Annotated in this window: 16 protein-coding genes; 12 read left to right on the top strand and 4 right to left on the bottom strand. The window is 31.1% G+C overall.

Annotated elements, in window-relative coordinates; all coding sequences use genetic code 11:
• Nucleotides 1-295: 295 nt before the first annotated feature.
• From ACO6VN_RS11275 to ACO6VN_RS11255, 5 genes are read left to right on the top strand one after another with little or no spacing between them, the layout of a single operon-like run.
• Nucleotides 296-784 (top strand): glycosyl-4,4'-diaponeurosporenoate acyltransferase, encoded by a 489-nt coding sequence (locus ACO6VN_RS11275; RefSeq protein ID WP_194200314.1) that lies wholly within the window; start codon nt 296-298, stop codon nt 782-784.
• Nucleotides 777-2270: a phytoene desaturase family protein gene (locus ACO6VN_RS11270; RefSeq protein WP_194200315.1), complete on the top strand. Its 1494-nt coding sequence runs from the start codon at nt 777-779 to the stop codon at nt 2268-2270. Before ACO6VN_RS11275 ends, ACO6VN_RS11270 begins: the two co-directional genes overlap by 8 nt.
• The gene (locus tag ACO6VN_RS11265; RefSeq protein WP_194200316.1) at nt 2271-3416 is read left to right on the top strand and encodes a glycosyltransferase; all 1146 of its coding nucleotides are present in this window, start codon (nt 2271-2273) and stop codon (nt 3414-3416) included.
• Entirely contained in the window at nt 3413-4288 is an 876-nt protein-coding gene (locus tag ACO6VN_RS11260; protein ID WP_194200317.1) for a phytoene/squalene synthase family protein, read from the top strand. Before ACO6VN_RS11265 ends, ACO6VN_RS11260 begins: the two co-directional genes overlap by 4 nt.
• Nucleotides 4285-5790, top strand: a complete 1506-nt coding sequence (locus ACO6VN_RS11255) for a phytoene desaturase family protein (RefSeq protein WP_194200318.1) — start codon at nt 4285-4287, stop codon at nt 5788-5790. Before ACO6VN_RS11260 ends, ACO6VN_RS11255 begins: the two co-directional genes overlap by 4 nt.
• A 105-nt stretch (nt 5791-5895) precedes the next feature.
• Here the strand turns inward: ACO6VN_RS11255 and ACO6VN_RS11250 are convergent, their stop codons facing one another.
• The 4 genes from ACO6VN_RS11250 to ACO6VN_RS11235 form a co-directional block, all read right to left on the bottom strand.
• The gene (locus ACO6VN_RS11250; RefSeq protein ID WP_216683497.1) at nt 5896-6813 is read right to left on the bottom strand and encodes a DMT family transporter; all 918 of its coding nucleotides are present in this window, start codon (nt 6811-6813) and stop codon (nt 5896-5898) included.
• Nucleotides 6814-6941: 128 nt separating this feature from the next.
• Nucleotides 6942-8369: a 6-phospho-beta-glucosidase gene (locus ACO6VN_RS11245; protein WP_194200320.1), complete on the bottom strand. Its 1428-nt coding sequence runs from the start codon at nt 8367-8369 to the stop codon at nt 6942-6944.
• A gap of 12 nt (nt 8370-8381) precedes the next feature.
• Nucleotides 8382-10289 (bottom strand): beta-glucoside-specific PTS transporter subunit IIABC, encoded by a 1908-nt coding sequence (locus ACO6VN_RS11240; protein ID WP_216683498.1) that lies wholly within the window; start codon nt 10287-10289, stop codon nt 8382-8384.
• Between the two features lie 196 nt (nt 10290-10485).
• The gene (locus ACO6VN_RS11235) at nt 10486-11319 is read right to left on the bottom strand and encodes a PRD domain-containing protein (RefSeq protein WP_194200322.1); all 834 of its coding nucleotides are present in this window, start codon (nt 11317-11319) and stop codon (nt 10486-10488) included.
• 260 nt (nt 11320-11579) lie between these two features.
• On the opposite strand from ACO6VN_RS11235, the gene ACO6VN_RS11230 reads away from it, so the two are divergent.
• The 7 genes from ACO6VN_RS11230 to ACO6VN_RS11200 all read left to right on the top strand — a co-directional run bounded on the left by ACO6VN_RS11230 (nt 11580) and on the right by ACO6VN_RS11200 (nt 19020).
• Nucleotides 11580-12464, top strand: coding sequence for a 5'-nucleotidase, lipoprotein e(P4) family (locus ACO6VN_RS11230; protein ID WP_216683499.1), 885 nt, complete (start codon nt 11580-11582; stop codon nt 12462-12464).
• A gap of 307 nt (nt 12465-12771) precedes the next feature.
• Nucleotides 12772-14127: a gluconate:H+ symporter gene (locus ACO6VN_RS11225; RefSeq protein ID WP_017000412.1), complete on the top strand. Its 1356-nt coding sequence runs from the start codon at nt 12772-12774 to the stop codon at nt 14125-14127.
• 230 nt (nt 14128-14357) lie between these two features.
• Complete coding sequence (locus ACO6VN_RS11220) at nt 14358-14813, top strand: MarR family winged helix-turn-helix transcriptional regulator (protein ID WP_194200323.1); 456 nt, start codon at nt 14358-14360, stop codon at nt 14811-14813.
• 123 nt (nt 14814-14936) lie between these two features.
• Nucleotides 14937-16343 carry a DHA2 family efflux MFS transporter permease subunit gene (locus tag ACO6VN_RS11215; RefSeq protein ID WP_194200324.1) on the top strand — a complete coding sequence of 469 codons (1407 nt, stop codon included), beginning with the start codon at nt 14937-14939 and terminating at the stop codon, nt 16341-16343.
• Between the two features lie 105 nt (nt 16344-16448).
• The gene (locus tag ACO6VN_RS11210) at nt 16449-17099 is read left to right on the top strand and encodes an HAD family hydrolase (RefSeq protein WP_422404684.1); all 651 of its coding nucleotides are present in this window, start codon (nt 16449-16451) and stop codon (nt 17097-17099) included.
• A gap of 71 nt (nt 17100-17170) precedes the next feature.
• On the top strand, nt 17171-18007 hold the full coding sequence (locus ACO6VN_RS11205; RefSeq protein ID WP_422404683.1) for a MurR/RpiR family transcriptional regulator: 837 nt from the start codon (nt 17171-17173) through the stop codon (nt 18005-18007).
• Between the two features lie 11 nt (nt 18008-18018).
• The gene (locus ACO6VN_RS11200) at nt 18019-19020 is read left to right on the top strand and encodes a Gfo/Idh/MocA family protein (RefSeq protein ID WP_147640661.1); all 1002 of its coding nucleotides are present in this window, start codon (nt 18019-18021) and stop codon (nt 19018-19020) included.
• Nucleotides 19021-19022: the final 2 nt, after the last annotated feature.

Below are 19022 nucleotides of genomic sequence, written 5' to 3'. Positions count from 1 at the left end.
TCAAGCTGTTAGTTAAAAGTAACGGTATGATGTTTTTATTTTATATAAATAATTAAAATATTTTCTATTTATAACCAATGTTTTTCAAATTATTTTTTAAGTTATATTTTAAATAATAATTTTATTTAATAATAGTTTACATAAGTATATATAGGGTACTATTTAAACAAGAGATTTAGAGCTCTTGCCAAGTTAGTCACCATGAAAGCGAGTTAGAGGGATTAAAGTCCTGACTCGCTTTTTTTAATCACAAATCTATTTTAAATTAATATAAAACTCATTAGGAGAATAAATAATGAAAAGGCTAATACTATCCATTTCTGTGTACTGGTTTGTTGTACAAATGATTATTTCTACATTGGGTACTTTAATAGATAAACGTTACTTCGAAAAATATCATTTTTTATTTAAATCATGGCCAATAGAATCAGAAGGAAGGCTATGGGAAAAGTTATTTAAAGTGAAATCTTGGAAAAAATTACTTCCAGATGGACACAAAATGAATCACGCAATTAAAAGTAAAAAGACTATAGAAGAATTAGAATCTGAACAGTACATCAATGATTTTATTTTAGAAACGAGAAGGGCTGAATTTATACATCTGTTATCTATGTTGCCAGCTTTAGTATTCTTGAAATCATCTAGAAAAGTTAAATTTATAAATATTGTATACGCAATTGTTTCTAATGTACCTATTATCATTGTTCAACGTTATAATAGGCCGAAATTAGAAAGGTTTTATTATAAAAAGTTCGTTGAAAGAAAGGGGAAACACAATGAATAAAAATATAGTTGTCATTGGAGGAGGCTTAGGTGGTATTTCTGCTGCCATTAGAATGACTCAAGAAGGCTATACAGTAGATTTATATGAACAAAATAATCATATTGGTGGGAAAGTAAATCGCTTAGATGTTGAAGACTTTGGATTTGATTTAGGACCTTCTATTTTAACGATGCCTAAAATATTTAAGCGACTTTTTAATTATAGTAACCGTAATTTAGAAGATTATGTCACTATTAAAAAGCTTGATTTACAAATTAGAAATTTCTTTCCAGATGGCACGGTTTTAGATTTTTATGATCAAATAGAAGATATTTTAAAAAATAATGAAATGGTAACTGAAAAAGATGCAAAAGAACTAAACAATTTTATGAATTATGCGAAAAGCATTCATGATATTGCAGAAAAAGGCTACTTTAATGAGGGTTTAGATAGTTTAACTTCTATTGTTAAATATCATGGTCCTTTTGAAGCTTTAAAGAAATTCGATTATTTTCATACGATGCAACAAGCCATTAACAAGAGGGTTACTAATGAATATTTAAGAGAAGTTCTTGGTTATTTCATTAAATATGTTGGGTCTTCTTCTTATGATGCCCCAGCAGTTTTAACACTTTTACCTCAAATGCAGTTTGAAGAAGGCTTATGGTACGTAGAAGGTGGTATTCACAAATTAGCAGATGCGATGAAACAACTTGCAGAAGAATCAGGCGTGAATATTCATTTAGGAGAGAAAGTGGTTGATATGCATTTGGATGATTCTAAAAATATTGAATCTATCACTTTAGAAAACGGTCCAACAATTTATGCTGATTACTTTATTTCAAATATGGAAGTATTGCCTTTATATCAAAAATTATTAAATTTCGAACAAAACAAAATAGATAAATTAGAAAAAAAGTACGAACCTGCGAGCTCAGGTTATGTTATCCATTTAGGTGTGAATAAACTGTATCCTCAATTAAAGCATCATAACTTTTTCTTTTCATCGAATTCTAAAAGGAACTATGACGAAGTGTTTCATAAATATCAATTACCTCAAGATCCAACGATTTATGTTGTAAATCCTAATAAAACGGACGCTACTCAAGCAACTAATGGGTACGAAAATATAAAAATTTTACCGCATATACCTTATATACAAGATAAACCTTTTACTGAAGCACAATACAAAGCATTCTATGAGTTAATTCTGGATAAATTAGAAAGTATGGGTTTAACAGATTTAAGGAAACATATCGTATATGAAGATATATGGACGCCCAATAGAATTGCTTCAACGTACGGTTCGCATAAAGGGGCTATATACGGAGTAGTATCTGATCGTAAGAAAAATAAAGGTTTTAAATTTCCTAAACATAGTAAATACGTTAATAATTTATACTTTGTTGGTGGAACAGTTAACCCTGGAGCAGGTATGCCAATGGTTACTTTAAGTGGAATGCAAGTTGCAGATATGCTGATTCAAAAGAAAGAAAGCAGTGATTAAATGATCGTAATAAACTATTTTATTTCATTAATGATTGTTATTTGGTCGATGATTAACGGCAAGTTGATGTTTCTTTACAGAAGATTGATTGATGTTAACCAAATGACAGCAGAAACACCGCCAATCAGTATTATTATACCTGCTAGAAATGAACAATCTAATCTTCCGAAGTTATTAAAATCTATCAATGCAAACAATACAAGGACTGAAGTAATAGTCGTTGATGATGACTCTACTGATGATACTCGTGGTATCGCTGAAGCATGTGGTGCCAAGACAATCCAAGTGAGCGGGCACTCTAAATATAAAGGTAAATCTAATGCATGTTGGCAAGGAGCATTACAAGCTAGTCATTCATTTTTACTTTTTATAGATGCTGACGTTGAATTGACAGCAAAAGAAAGCTTATCACGTATATACGGACAATATGAGAAGCAGTCATGTAAAGGCCTATTATCTATTCAGCCATACCATATGATTAAGAATAAATATGAAAATTTATCAGCTATCTTTAATTTATTTACATTAGTCGGTATGAACGCATTTTCATATAAGCATCATAACGATAAAAATATAGGAGCTTTTGGACCAGTTGTATTTACAAATAAACAAGATTATTTAACAACTGAAGGCCATCTCAACGCACAAGGAGCTATTATAGAAGGTTTTGCGATTAGCAAAGCTTATGACAAGTTAGGCTTACCTGTGGAAATATATGAAGGAGCAAATATCGTTAAGTTTAGAATGTATCCAGAAGGATTATCAAGCTTAGTCAATGGATGGTCTAAACATTTTGCTTCAGGTTCATCTATCACGAAACCAAGTGTGATGTTTATGACGATGAGTTGGTTATTTGGATCAATCACATCTGTCTTACTCATAATATTTGGGTTAAAGAAAAGTATGAAAGCTCTGATAATATCGTTAATAATGTATGGAAGTTATGCGTTACAATTTCTAATTTTAATTAAAAGAGTAGGGAATTTTAATAAAGTAATATCACTATTACATCCTGTTTTTTCATTATGCTTTGTCATCATTCACGCAAAATCATGGATGGATATACATGTGTTTAAAACAGTTAAATGGAAAGATAGAAAAATAGATTTGAATGCTAAATTGGAATCTAGAGGTGAGAAGAAATGAAACAGTTAGATAAAGACTATAATTATTGTCATAACATTATGAAGACCCACTCAAAAACTTTTTCTTATGCTTTTGATTTTTTAAAAATAGATAAAAAAAGAGCAGTGTGGACTGTTTATGCGGTTTGTCGCATCATAGACGATAGTATTGATAGAGATCAAGACTTAAATCAGTTATTAAAAATAGAATCCGATTTAGATGCTATTTATAACGATGATTCTAAAGATTTTGAAAGTAATGTTGCTATTATGAGAGCATTTAAAGACACACTGAAACATTATGCTATACCACATCAACCTCTCTTAACATTAATCCAATATGTTAAAAATGATTTAGAATTACGTCAAATTAAGACGGAAGAACAGTTCTTTAATTATTGCTATGGTGTGGCGGGTACAGTTGGAGAACTATTGATACCTATATTAGCTTCGGAAAATCATAGTAATTATTCATCAGCAAGAGAAGCTGGTATTGATTTAGGTAAAGCAATGCAAATCACTAATATATTAAGAGATGTTGGGGAAGATTTTAAAGAAAATCGAGTTTATATAAGTGAAGAGAAGTTAAATCAATATGAAATAAAACTATCAGACATTTATCAACATGGTGTTACAAAATCCTATATCAATCTATGGGAGAGTTATGCTTATGAAGCACGTCTACTGTATGAAAAAGCTTTAAATAGAATTAAATATTTTGATGAAGATGTGCAATATATTATTGAATTGGCTGCTCGTGCTTATTTTGAAATTTTAGAAGAAGTAAGAAAATCGAATTACACTTTGCATACAAAAGTTTATGTAAATAAAGTGAGAAAGATATCAATATATAATGAAATCATGTCAAAATATAAAAGGAGGGGAACACCATGAAGATTGGAATTGTAGGTGGAGGTGTTTCAGGCTTGGCTGCTGCAGCAAGGTTATCTGCAAACGGACATCAAGTTGATCTATATGAAAAAGGGGAGCAAGTTGGTGGTAGAATGAACCAAATCAAACAAGATGGATTTACGTTTGATATGGGTCCAACTATTGTCATGATGCCTGAAATATATCGTGATGTATTCAGTTACGCAAACAGAAATATGGATGAATACTTAGAAATTAAACAGTTACCTTACATTTATGATGTCTATTTTAGTGAGGATGATAAAGTAAGAGTTCCGACGGATTTAGCTCAACTAAAAGACATGTTAGAAGGTATTGAACCTGGTTCCACACACGGCTTCATGTCTTTTCTAACTGACATATACAAAAGATACGAAATTGCGCGTAAATACTTTTTGGAGCGTGCTTTTAGAAAGCCAACAGATTTCTATAATCCATTTACTTTATACCAAGGCTCGAAATTAAAAACACTCGATACTGCTGATAAGCTTATTGCAAAATATGTAGATAATGAAAAAATTCAAAAGTTATTAGCATTTCAAACGTTGTATATTGGTATAGATCCAAAACGTAGCCCTTCTTTATATTCAATTATACCTATGATTGAGCTTATGTTTGGAGTTCACTTTATCAAAGGTGGCATGTATAGTTTTGTAAATGCACTTGAACAGTTAAATCGAGAATTAGGTACTCAAATTTATACGAATTCAAGCGTTGATGAAATCATAATTGATCAAAGGTTTAAGCGTGCGGAATGTCTAAAAATAAATGGTAAAATTGAAAAATATGACAAAATATTATGCACGGCAGATTTTCCTTATGCTAAATCAGAATTGATAAAAAAAGAAAACCAGCCTAAAAAATATACCACTGAAAAAATTAATAATATGGAATATTCTTGCTCAGCATTTTTAATGTATTTAGGTTTAGACAAAGACTTAACAGATGAACTTTTGATACATAATATTGTTTTCTCAGAAGATTTTAGCAATAACATTGAAGAAATTTTCGAAGGGGAACTATCAGAAGATCCATCCATTTACGTATACGCTCCTAGCGTAGAAGATGAAACATTAGCACCAGAAGGAAAAACAGGTGTATATGTATTAATGCCTGTTTCAGAATTAAAAACAGGTAAAGTCGATTGGTCAGATGAGAAATCCATCGAACACGTGAAAAATATCATTTATAAAAAGTTATCAACTGTAAAATCATTAAACAGCATAGAAGAACATATAGTGACAGAAATGATATTTACGCCAGAAGATTTCAAAGATAAATACAATGCTAAATTCGGATCAGCATTCGGTTTAATGCCAACATTGGCACAAAGTAATTATTATAGACCACCCAATGTAAGTAGAGAATATGCTAACTTATACTTCGCAGGCGCAAGCGTACACCCAGGCGCTGGCGTACCAATCGTACTTACAAGCGCAAAAATTACAGTCGAAGAAATGCTGAAAGATATGAAAGATGGAAAATAGGTGATGAAATAGCGTAAGCATTAAGGGTTGTGTTACGTGAGTCAACCTTGAAGTTAATTCAATAAGTAAAGGGCTAAGACATTTATTTTTGTCTTAGCCCTTATTTCATATTACTTTATTTTTTGAGTTTTTTCGTCTTATTTTTAAGTTTAAATTACCTATGATTGCTGCTGAGGTGATGACTAATAATATACCTATAATTTGCCATATATTTAATACATCACCTAAGAAAATTACGCCAGATAGTATAGCTATAATTGGTTCCATCGTTGATAAAATGGATGCTGTGCTTGCTTCTAGGTTCTTTAGACCAGATGTATATAATAGGTATGCAAGAACAGTAGCGATTAGTGACAATGCTATTGACGGGGTTAGTACTTCTATTTTAGTAAATTGATTGGCTTTTGTTGTGATATCACTAAAGATAAGCATGAAAATAGCAGTATATAAGAAATTATAAGTTGTGATTGTTAATGCTGAATATTTACGTGTGATAGGTTTGCTGAAAATAGTGTACAGTGCGAAACAAAATCCTGATAACAGTCCAAGTATGAGTACACTTATAGAAACTTCTATATCACCGCTTGGTAAAAATCCAACAACAAAACTACAACCAAAGACAGCTATGATTAATGCTAGTATCTTTTTAATAGTAAATGCTTCTTTGAAAAATATTCTACTTAAAATCGTGACAAAAATTGGCCCTGTATATAACAGTGTTACCGCTAAAGAAAGTGTTGATTGAGAAAAAACTTCAAAGTAAAAATAATTAAACAACGCTGTACTTAAAATACCTGAACATGCAAAGTTAATATGATCTTTTAAATTTGTTTTTAAGAGATAAGGATACCGTATCAACATAAAAATAAACAAAAACACAAATGTGAATACACCTCGAATAGCCACGACTTCCCATGCAGTAAACCCTTCTTTGTATAAAGGATTAACAAATAAGCCAATAGTTCCCCATAAACCAGCGCCACACATTGTTATGATATATGTTTGTAAATTCGTGCGCTTCACAACATAAACCCCCAATCAAAGATATTAAATACAGTATAAAGGTTTCAGTGTAAAAAAACTTCTTTATACTTAACTTCTTTATAAAATGACAGAAGATTTATCTTTGAAAGGGGATAGTTGGTTTAAATTTAACCTAAGTTTGCACCATTAGTTTCTATTACTTTTTTATACCAATACGCGCTTTTCTTTTTAACTCTTTTTTTCGAACCATTTCCGTACTCATCTTGGTCTACATAAATAAGGCCGTATCTTTTAGCCATTTGTCCTGAACCTGCACTTATGACATCTAAAGCAGTCCACACTGTATAACCTAGAATGTCTACACCATCTATCAATATAGCGTCTTTCATTGCTTGTATATGATCTCGTAAGTAATTAATTCTGTAATCATCTTCTACATTTAAGTTCTCGTCTGGATAATCTTTTGCACCTAGACCATTTTCAACTAAAAATAGAGGTATTTGATATCTATCGTATATGTTATTTAAAGTAATTCTTAAGCCAAGTGGATCAATTGGCCATCCCCATTCACTTTCTTTTAAATAAGGATTTTTCGCTGAAGAAAATAGGTTACCAGATGCATTATCACCATCAGGATCATCTACACGTACACATCTACTATTGTAATAAGAGAGTGACATGAAATCGACTGTATGATTTTTCAGTAAAACTTTATCTTCATCTGTTATGTTCGGTAAAGTCTGATTTCTTTTCATTTTATTTAAAGCATATTGAGGGTATTGCCCTCTAACTTGAACATCTATTAAAAAGTAATTTTCGTGATCTATTTTCATTACTTCCAAAGCGTTTTCTGGGTTACTATCATATGGATAAATACACCCAGCTGCGAACATACAACCAACTTTATTATTTTCATCAATTTCATGTGCAATTTTTGTTGCTTCAGCGCTTGCTAATAATTCATGATGAGCAGCTTGATGTTTTATTTGTTCTTCATTTTCATTTTCTTCGAAGACTAATCCAGCTGCCATAAAAGGCGCATGTAAAATCATATTAATTTCATTAAAAGTGATCCAATAATTTACTAATCCTTTATATCGTTTGAATAATGTTTTACATAATTTTTTATAATGCTCAATCATTATTCTGTTGCGCCAACCACCGTATTTTTCTATTAAATGAATAGGGCAGTCAAAGTGCGTTATAGTAACGATAGGTTCAATATTGTATTTTTTACATTCTTTTAAAATGTCTTCATAAAACTTCAATCCATCTTCGTTTGGTAGTTCTTCATCACCGTTTGGAAATATACGTGTCCAAGCAATACTCATTCTATACGCTTTAAAACCTAATTCATGAAATAGCTTTATATCATCTAAGTATTTATGGTACATATCTATTCCGTAAGTTGCAGGATAGTTTAAATTCTTTTCAAAATCGAGCATTTTACGCTTACCTGAAATAACGTCATTTCGGTACGCACCTGAAGGACAGACGTCTACGTTCGCAAGACCTCTTCCCCCTTCGTTAAAGCCACCTTCTACTTGGTTTGCAGCTGTTGCGCCTCCCCAAAGGAAATTGTTTTTTAGTTCCATTGTCTCTTCCTCCTATTTGTCTATATGAAATAACTTATCTTGAAACGCAATGTGCTTTTCTTCTGTTATATCAATATTTGTATACTCATCCGTATTTGTTACAAGAATAGGCGTTACAGTGCTATATCCAGCTTCTTGAATTTTTTCTTTATCAAATTCTATAAGCTTATCACCTTTTTTAAATTGGTCACCTTGATTAACAAAGTTATTAAAGAATTGTCCGTTAAGCTCAACTGTGTTTATGCCTATATGAATTAATATATTTAATCCTTCTACCGTTTTTATACCAATCGCATGATTTGTTGGGAATAGGGCGATTACTTCTCCGTCACAAGGAGACATGATATATTCTTCAGTGGGATCTACAGCTATTCCTTTACCCATAGATTCAGTTGAGAATACTGGGTCGTCTACTTCTGATAAAGGTATAATATTTCCAGTAATAGGACTGCTAAAAGTAGTACTTTCAAAGTCTTCACTAGTTAAATTATTTTCTAAACTTTCATCATCTTCTTCTAATTTTTCTTTGTAGAAAATCATAGTTAAAATAAATCCAAGGAATAATGAAATGAATATACCTGCTATTGCGACCCAAAGGTTACTCATATTACCGTTAGAGGGGATCATTGCTGGTAATTCAAAAATCCCCATGCCGCCTACCATATATTTCTTAAAATCAAAGAATCCATAAAAACCGCCGCCTATACCACCAGCAATACAACTAATGATAAATGGCTTTTTAAGTGGAAGTAACATACCATATATAGCTGGTTCTGTTACGCCGAATACACTTGAAATAAAGTTAGGTATAGATAATTTTTTAGTTTTTGGATCTTTTGTTTTAATAAATAGCGCTAAGACCACACCTGCTGTAGCGAAAGTACAAGCGAAGAATGGCATCATGACACTATCAAATCCTTGCGTCATAATATTATTTATATACACAGGAATAAAGCCCCAATGTATGCCGAAAATTACTAGAACTTGCCATGTTAGACCAACTATAAACCCTGATAGTGTTGGGCTGAAATCTCTAACTGAAAATACAGTTTCTGAAATGATATTTGATGCAAAAGTTGCTAAAGGTCCAATTATTAAGAAACCTAAAGGTAATGCGATTAGCAAAGTAATCATAGGAACAAAGAAAAACTTCACTAAATCTGGAATTACTTTTTTTAATGCTTTTTCACATTTAGAAGCAAAATATGTAATTAAAATAATGGGTATTACTGTGCTCGTATAATCAACTGTAATCAATGGAATACCTAAAAATGTCTGGTATACAGGTGATTCAAACATTGTGTTAGCAAAAAGATTGTATAAAGGTTTTCCGCTTTCAGAGATATTACTCAATTGCATTTCTGGATAACATAAGATTGCGCCAATTAATAAACCTAACATTGGTGTCAGACCAAATTTTTTCGCAGATGTATAACCGAGTATGATTGGTAAGAATGTAAACATAGCATCCCCGATTGCATTAAAAATCAAACTTGTTCCCGAATCTTCTTGATACAAACCAGTAGTCGTAAAGAGAACATTTAAACCTTTAATCATACCAGCTGCTGCTAATAATCCTAAAATAGGTTGGAATATTCCTGAAATAATGTCGATGGCTTGGTTGAATAGCCCTTCTTTTTTAGAAGAATGGTCATTATCAGCATTATTCATTTCTGGGCCAATTATTTTTTTGATTTCTTCGTAAACTTCGGGTACATGATTCCCTATAACAACTTGATATTGTCCGCCAGATTTTACAACCGTGACAATATCTTCATGTCCTTTTAAAAATTCTGTATCTGCTTTAGATTCATCGTATAATTTAAATCTTAAGCGTGTAATACAGTGGGTAAGTGATTTAATATTATTTTCGCCACCCACTTTTTCGATAATCATTTTTGCTAAATCTTGATCTTTCATTTACAACACTCCTATAAAAAAATAAAAACACCCAGAATAATATATATCCATCCTGTTGAATCGATATATATTACTCTGGGTGTTGCCTAATTAAAGTCACAATCCCGAACAATAAAATTTATTGTTAGAGTAAGAAATTATTAAGTTATTTACTGATGCATATTATATTAACTCGAAAACTATTTTGTGTCAACGCTTACATATTAGATTTAAGTAATCGAGCTAAATGTAATATAAGATAACCTCTTTCGTCGTTTAGTAATTCGTGGTCATATTCTTCTTTTAATAATTTAGCAATTTCGTCTACGCATTTATTTTCTTCGCTATATCTAACCGTTAATATTTGAATTAACGTATCGTCCATAACTTCTTCGAGAGGATCACGATTAATTAATCTTTGAATAAAGAATTTTAAATGAGTCATAAATCTAGAATAATTTAAGTCCGTCTCCAATAAATCTAAATCGAAATACGAATTAATAAGATCTAGTATTCGTGTTGTTATTTTAGTGATTTCATAAGTGTTCGATAAACTTTCACCTAGGTTTGTGTTAACAATATGCATAGCTATAAAACTAGCCTCATCTATTTGAATATCTATATTATATTCTTTATTGATTAAATTTACGCCAAATTCACCAATTTGATATTCCTGAGGATAAATCTTTCTAATTTCATGCATTAATGGGTTTTTGATAACATAACCATTTTTAGTCCGCTCAATTGCAAAGTTAATATGGTCAATCAAAGATAAATATAAGGATTCTGATATAGCATTTTCGTATAGTTCATTCGCTTTTTGAATAATTTTTTCAGTGATTAAGACAACATTATCATCAACTTCATCGATTAAAGCTAACATTTTTTCTTGTTCAGTAGTCGTTAAACGAAATAATTTTTCTATCTTGCTTTCATCTAATTTTTGTCCTCGTTTCTTCCCGAAAGCTATGCCATTTCCCATTACAATACGTTCTTTCCCGTTAATGTTAGAAATGACTAAATTATTGTTAAGCACCTTATTTATTTTCATAATAATACCCCGTATATTCATTAAGAATTTATTATATATTAATCATTTATACATGATTTTATATATAATGATAAGTTATTTTATAAATAATTAAAAGAAAATTAAAATTCATGTTCAGTATTCTGACTTTAAATAATTACATTATTCATGTTAATTATTTAGAAGTTATATAATTTACAATATTGTAACTATTCACATTTCTTTTAATTTGTTATATCATTTAAATTGTATTGGAAATTAAATTTTAAAGGAGTGAGCACATGAATAAGTTTTCGAAATATGTTGTAACGGCTTTATTAACGGGAGCTTTCACAGTTTCAGCACCACTCTCTACATACTCACCTGTAGCGAATGCAAGCGGATCAGGTGCACCAACGATAGAGCAGGAGAAACAGCAGCAACAAACCGATCTTGGTTCTGAGAATATCATGGCTGTTTCATGGTATCAAAATTCAGTAGAAGCTAAAGCTCTATATTTACAGGGGTACAATAGTGCTAAAGTGCAACTGGATAAAGAAATTAAGAAGAATGATGGGAAAGAAAAACTTGCTATCGCACTTGATTTAGATGAAACAGTTTTAGATAATTCGCCTTATCAAGGATATGCGACATTAAACAACAAAGAGCATCCAGAAGGTTGGCATGAATGGATAGAAGCAGCAAAAGCAAAACCAGTATACGGTGCTAAATCTTTCTTAGAATACGCAGATAAAAAAGGTGTAGACATTTACTACATAACTGACAGAGATGAAGATAAAGACTTCGAAGCAACTAAAAGAAACTTAAAAGAACAAGGTATTCCACAAGCAACTGATGATCATATCATGTTAAAAGGTAAAGATGATAAGAGTAAAGAACCACGTAGAAAACAAGTGGAAAAAGATCATAAACTTGTGATGTTATTTGGAGATAACATTTTAGACTTCGGTGACCCTGAAAAACCAACTGCTAAAGAACGTGAAAAATTCATTCAAGAACATAAAGATGATTTCGGTAAGAAATACATCATATTCCCAAATCCTATGTATGGAAGCTTTGAAGCAACATTGTATAACAACAACTATGATATTAGCGACGAAGAAAAAGATCAGCTAAGAAAACAATCAATTAAACAATTTAACCCATCAACAGGTGAAGTTGAATAAAATTTAAGCAAAGTAAAAGGATTATATACAGTTGAACAAGCTAAAAATTATTAAATTTTTATTTTAAGGGAGTGGGACAGAAATCTCATTTTAATAAATAGATTTCGTAGTCCCACCCCGGCAAGGATGACTAGGGTTGGAAAAAGCTTGATATAAGCGCATTTTCAATCCAGTCAGCTACTGCCATTATAATAAAAGAGGCTGAGACATGTATTTATGTCCCAGCCTCTTATTTCTATATAAAATAAACAATAAAAGATGGGAGAATCATTTATAAAAAGAGATAGCATAAATGAGGAGGGGTAAAATGAATGGTGATTTATGGTTGATATTAATCACAATACTAGGTATAGGATTATTACTATATTTAGTAATGGTCTCAAAAATGCAGGCGTTTGTTGCTCTTTTAATTTCTAGTATTCTTATTGGACTAGCTTCAGGTATGAACTTGAACAAAATTGTAGAAACTGTTGAAGAAGGAATGGGAGGAACATTAGGCTTTATAGCTGTAGTAGTTGGCCTCGGCGCTATGTTCGGAGAAGTATTAAAAGTCTCTGGTGGTGCAGAAAGGTTAGCTTTAACGATGGTTAATAAATTTGGAGAAAATAAAGCACAATGGGCATTAGGTATAACAGGTTTCATTGTTTCCATTCCGGTATTTTTAGATGTCGCATTAGTGATATTAATTCCTATCGTTTATAGTTTAGCCCAGAAAGCTAAAAAGCCAATTTTATTCTATGGTATCCCTTTATTAGCTGGGTTGGCAGTTACACATGCATTCGTACCTCCAACGCCTGGTCCTATAACGGTAGCAAAAATGCTAGGAGTAGATTTGGGGTGGGTTATTCTATTTGGTATTATAGCCGGTATTCCTGCTATGATTTTAGCGGGGCCAATTTTTGGAACATTTATAAGTAAAAAAGTACACTTAGATATGCCAGACATCGCTAAATTACATGGAGAAGTAAAAGATATAAAATCAGAAAAAGACTTACCTAGCTTTGCTTTAGTAGTAAGTCTAATCCTAATTCCGCTAATCCTAATACTCATTAACACTGTGTCGGGGGTAGTCTTACCGGACGGTCTTGCTAAGGATATTCTAACGTTTATTGGACATCCATTTATCGCTTTAATTATTACAGTACTTTTAACATTTTGGTTATTAGGAACTAGAAGAGGTTACACTAAAAGCGATATACAGGAAATTGCAACTAAAGCTCTAGAACCAGCCGGTATTATCATTTTAATTACTGGTGCAGGTGGAGTATTCAAACAAACGTTAATAGATAGTGGCGTAGGTAAGGTGATGGGTGAGTTTATGGCACAATCTAACTTACCAATCGTAATGGTCGCATTTCTAATAGCGTTATTTGTTCGTGTAGCACAAGGTTCAGCAACAGTTGCAATGGTTACAGGAGCAGGATTGGTATCACCTATCATAGCCGATATGTCAGTGTCACAACCAGTATTAGGGTTAATTACAATTTCTATCGCAGCAGGATCTACGGCCGTTTCACACGTGAATGACTCAGGGTTCTGGTTAGTAAATAGATTCTTCGGAATGACAGAAAAACAAACCCTTAAAACATGGACAGTTATGGAAACAATTGTAGGTTTCGTAGGATTTGCTGTTGTAATGATTTTAAGTTTGTTTATTAAATAATTAAGTTGTTAATTAAAGCTACTAGTTTATTTGAGACTAGTAGTTTTTTGTGATTTGGCTAGTAAATTTCTTAACCAATTCTAATAATTATGCTGCATGATAAAATAATTACATAGAGCATCCACGAATAATAATTTAAGAATTACTATTGTAAGTGATAAACTATATAATAAGGGATTATTGCGTACGGTACTAATCTTATTTTGGTGATAATATAAGGAGTTTATATTATGAATAAAGTAAAAGAATTAAATTATCTAATGCGACGTGTACAAGATAGAATAATATGGCTCAATAAGCCAAAAATGGAAAAAGAATTAGAAGGGTACACACCGTCAGAAGTGCATTGTATAGAGGCTATTAAAAACATTCAAGACCCTAACGTGAAAAAGATATCTGATGAAATGTTTATGACGCGTGGTGCTATTAGCAAATTAACTAAAAAGTTAATTAAGAAAAATGCTGTTGAAAGTTATAGAAAATCAGAAAATAAAAAAGAAATCTATTTTCGTTTAATTGAAGAAGGTGAACGTGTTTATCAACGTCATTTAAAATTACATCAAGTTTTTCTTGATAGAGACAAACCGTTTTTCGATAATATATCAGATGAAGAATTTAAAGTATTAAATAACTTTTTTGAAAAATATAGCGATTATTTAGATCAAGAAATAAAAAAAGAAAAGTAAAATGTATATTTGGGATAGGCATATGTGATGCTTATCCCTATTTTATTGAAATATTTTTGTTGACTAGGAAACAAAAAATTTCATATAATGTTTCTCAGGAAACAAAAAGAGAGGTAAATAATAATGTCAGCAAAACAATTAGATAAAATTCCAAAAAGTACTATGTTGGCTGCATGGGCTATAGCTTTAGGCGCTATTGCTCCTATGTTAGATTCAACAATGATTAATATAGCTATTGATGACTTAACGCAATATTTTGATGTTTCATTGAATATGATTCAGTGGGGAGTTACAGGATACATTTTAGCCATGGCAATTGCAGTTCCATTTTCAGGTTGGCTCATGGACCACTTTAATAGCAAGACAGTATATATTTCTTCAGTAACATTATTTGGCATAATATCAGTCTTAACAGGACTGAGTGAAAGCATATCTTTATTTATACTATTTAGAGTATTACAAGGGTTTAGTGCAGGTATTATATCAACACTCATGTCAACGCTACTAGTAAAAACAGCCGGTCACGATAAATTAGGACGTGTTATGGCTATCGTGAGTATACCTATGATTTTAGGACCGATACTGGGACCAGTTATTGGAGGATTTATTATTCATTTCTCTTCATGGAAATGGATATTTTATATTAATATTTTTGTTACAGTTCTCATCGTTCCGCTTATGATTAAGAAATTACCTTCATTTATGCCATTTAACAAAGAGAAAAAATTAGATTGGTTTGGTATTTCAAACTTATCTTTAATAAGCTTTACAATCATATACGGAATTACTAAAGCAACTGAAAATACTACGTTTATAAATAAAGAAACCATTATTTCGTTAGTCGTAGGCGGACTGTTTATAATTATCTATCTTATTTACAATCGAATGAAGAATTATCAAACAGTATTACCGACAAATCTATTTAAATATAGAAATTTTGCAACGTCTAGTAGTGGATTATTCTTAGCAAATATTGCAATCATGGGTCCAATGATTATATTGCCTTTATTTTTTCAGCAATTTAAGAATTTTAATACGATAGAAGCGGCCACTGCATTAATGCCACAAGGTATAGGTATGTTAATCGCAAGACCTATGATAGGAAAATTAACAGATCAATATGGCGCAAAAAAAGTTATTTTGATCAGTTTAATAGTATCTCTACTCGCATCAATACCATTAGTATTTGTAACAAGTCAAACGACTATACTAACTATGAGTATTATCCTATTTATGAGAGGTGTAAGTGTTGGAGGTATACTATTGCCACTTACTACAAACACGTATGTTGGACTTAAAGACTCACAATTACCACAAGCTGGTATCACAATAAATATTGTTGAAAATATTGGAGCAAGTTTTGGATCAGCAATTATAGCTACTGTAGTTGCAACGATGACAAGAAGCACCTTCGTATCACCAAATAACGCCGTATTAGCTTATCAAATAGGCTTTTTAATACCAGTTATAATACTTGTACTGTTATTCATATGTTGGATTTATTTACCTTCGAAGGAGGAAGGTGAATAAATATCATAATATTATTCATTAAGATTACAAAAAAAGTATAATATGTTGACAAACTTGTAAAAAGTGATAATGTGTTATGAAAGCGATTACGAAGGAGGGATAGATTTGATAAAAGGCCTTATTTTTGATTTTGATGGGCTTATCCTAGATACAGAAACAGCTTGGTATGAATCTTATTTTTATGTTTTAAAATCAAAATATAATTATGAATTGAATCTTAAAGACTTTGTTAAATGTGTCGGAGCAAATAATGAAATACTTTTTAAAATTTTAAAAGAAGACTTAGGTAATGAGTTAGATGAAGACCAAGTATTTAAAGAAGTTCAGGAAAGACATCAAAATATAGTTTCAGAGAAACCCCTTAGAGAGGGTGTTCTAGATTATCTTAAGGAAGCTAAGAATTTAGAATTAAAACTTGCAATTTGTACAAGTTCAAAAGAAGAATGGATAAATAAACATTTGACTAATAAGGGAATTATTGAGTATTTTGATTGTTTTGTGACTGCAGACGATGTAGAGAGAATAAAACCGCATCCAGACTTATTCAACCAAACAATAAAAAGTCTAAACATTGATAAAGAAGAATTGTTAGTATTTGAAGACTCTTTAAACGGACTTTTATCCTCAGAAAAGGCGGGAATAAAAACAGTAATTTTCCCTAATCCAGTAACTGAACATTTAGATTTCACAGGTGCAAATAAAATTTATAAAAATATGTCAGAAATTGCTTTGAAAGATTTATTGAAGCAATTTTAAAAAGGACTAAAATGGAGCAAAAATCCTCATTTTTATAAAAAAAGGATATTTAATCTATAAGGAGCAAATTTATGGATAGTTATAAATTAAAGTTTCAAAAACATCTACATGAATTAACAAAGAGTGAACAAAAAGTAGGGAATTATGTACTAGATAATATGGAAAGTGTCGTCCATAAAACAGTCAAAACCCTTTCTCATGAAGTTAATGTAGGAGAAACAACAGTATTAAGATTTTGCAAAAAACTCGATTATAAAAGTTTTAGTGATTTTAAACTGGGGTTATCTAAAGATTTATTCAATTTAGAAGGTATAAAGAATACAAATGAAATGGGGCAACTAGAGAGTTATATTTACCAATCTATGTTTAATATTCAAAATGCAATTGAACAAACATATAAACAATTAGATTTTAATACAATCCAAAAAGTTGCTGAATTATTAAAAAGTGCAAAAAGAATTTTATTTGTTGGATCATCTGCTTCAGGTATTACTTCAGAATATGCTCAAAATAAATTTATTAAAATCGGCAAAAATATTGAATATTATTCAGATAATCATATGGAGTTAATGAATTGTTCAACTGTTACATCTGAAGATGTTGTTGTTGCAATTTCTTCAAGTGGATTAACGAAAGATACTGTTAACGCTACATCTTTAGCTAAATCTGCCGACGCAAAAATAATTACTATTACTAACTCTGAAAACAATCCTTTAACTAAGTATGCGGATTATCGCATATTCACTATAGGTAAAGAAATTTTGCTTCAAGGTGGTTCAATAGAAAGTAAAGTTTCTCAAGATTTTATTATAGATACAATTTATCAAGCTATGCTCTTTGTTGATGAGGGAGAGTATAAGAAAGCAATAGAAAAATCATCAACATCTATCGTAGATAAAATATATTAGGAGGCTCAATTATGAATAAACTTAAAGTTGGTGTCATTGGTTTAGGTGTTATGGGAGAGCAACATGCAAAAATTTTGTCTGAATTACCTCAAGTTGAATTATTAGGTGTATGTGATTTAGATAAAAATTTAGCAACATCAATTGGAGAAAATTTAGATACAAAAGCGTATTTCGATACAGATGAATTATTAAATTTACCTGATTTAAACGCAGTTTTAATTTGTACTTCTGACCATTTACACAAAGATATAGCTCTTAAAGCTATAGAAAAAGGTGTGAATATCTTTATTGAAAAACCGCTTGCTGATACAAATGAAGATGCCGAAGAAATTATTAAAGCGTATGAAAAATCGAACGTTCGATTAATGGTAGGTCATACTTTACATTGGGATCCTCGTTATTTTGAAGCTTCCAAACAATTTGAATCTGGTGTTATCGGGGAACCGATTCATTTATTTGCCCGTAGAAATAACTCAATAGAAAATGGCGAACGATTAAAAGGAAGAACTTCCGTTATTAAGTTCTTAGGTGTACATGACTTAGAAGCTATCGAATGGATTACACAAGATAAAATTATTGAAGTCTATGCTACAGCTGTTTATAAAAGACTTAAAAAATATAATACACCAGATACGATTATTACGAATTTCAAACTATCTTCTGGTGCTATTGGAAGCTACGAAACAACATGGGCTTTACCTGAAAATCACGTTAACTTAGATGCTAAATTGGACATCGTAGGCACATCGGGAGTGCTAAACATTAATATTGTTAATCAAAATATTAATGTGTACACAAATGAAAGTATAAAATATCCAGATCCAATCACTAATATTGACTTATATGGCAAACAAGCAGGAATTCTAAAAGAAGAACTTTCTACTTTTGTTAATAATATAATCGAGGATAAAGAATTTCCAATCAGTGTTAACCAAGCACATAGAGCCATTAAGATTGTTGAGGCTGTCGAAGAATCCATTGAATTAGGACAACCAGTTAGGATAGAACCGTAAAT

Origin of the sequence: Mammaliicoccus sp. JADD-157 (assembly GCF_049310805.1) — a bacterium.
Classification (GTDB): Bacteria; Bacillota; Bacilli; order Staphylococcales; family Staphylococcaceae; genus Mammaliicoccus; species Mammaliicoccus lentus.
This window is presented reverse-complemented; position numbering and strand designations above follow the sequence as displayed.

Excerpts from the sequence above, each read along its gene's own strand:
- ACO6VN_RS11255 (WP_194200318.1), top strand. The coding sequence starts at position 4,285 with ATGAAGATTGGAATTGTAGGTGGAGGTGTTTCAGGCTTGGCTGCTGCA.
- ACO6VN_RS11260 (WP_194200317.1), top strand. The coding sequence starts at position 3,413 with ATGAAACAGTTAGATAAAGACTATAATTATTGTCATAACATTATGAAG.
- ACO6VN_RS11220 (WP_194200323.1), top strand. The coding sequence starts at position 14,358 with ATGAATAAAGTAAAAGAATTAAATTATCTAATGCGACGTGTACAAGAT.
- ACO6VN_RS11225 (WP_017000412.1), top strand. The coding sequence starts at position 12,772 with ATGAATGGTGATTTATGGTTGATATTAATCACAATACTAGGTATAGGA.
- ACO6VN_RS11230 (WP_216683499.1), top strand. The coding sequence starts at position 11,580 with ATGAATAAGTTTTCGAAATATGTTGTAACGGCTTTATTAACGGGAGCT.
- ACO6VN_RS11275 (WP_194200314.1), top strand. The coding sequence starts at position 296 with ATGAAAAGGCTAATACTATCCATTTCTGTGTACTGGTTTGTTGTACAA.
- ACO6VN_RS11265 (WP_194200316.1), top strand. The coding sequence starts at position 2,271 with ATGATCGTAATAAACTATTTTATTTCATTAATGATTGTTATTTGGTCG.
- ACO6VN_RS11235 (WP_194200322.1), bottom strand. The coding sequence starts at position 11,319 with ATGAAAATAAATAAGGTGCTTAACAATAATTTAGTCATTTCTAACATT.
- ACO6VN_RS11205 (WP_422404683.1), top strand. The coding sequence starts at position 17,171 with ATGGATAGTTATAAATTAAAGTTTCAAAAACATCTACATGAATTAACA.
- ACO6VN_RS11240 (WP_216683498.1), bottom strand. The coding sequence starts at position 10,289 with ATGAAAGATCAAGATTTAGCAAAAATGATTATCGAAAAAGTGGGTGGC.
- ACO6VN_RS11270 (WP_194200315.1), top strand. The coding sequence starts at position 777 with ATGAATAAAAATATAGTTGTCATTGGAGGAGGCTTAGGTGGTATTTCT.
- ACO6VN_RS11200 (WP_147640661.1), top strand. The coding sequence starts at position 18,019 with ATGAATAAACTTAAAGTTGGTGTCATTGGTTTAGGTGTTATGGGAGAG.
- ACO6VN_RS11215 (WP_194200324.1), top strand. The coding sequence starts at position 14,937 with ATGTCAGCAAAACAATTAGATAAAATTCCAAAAAGTACTATGTTGGCT.
- ACO6VN_RS11245 (WP_194200320.1), bottom strand. The coding sequence starts at position 8,369 with ATGGAACTAAAAAACAATTTCCTTTGGGGAGGCGCAACAGCTGCAAAC.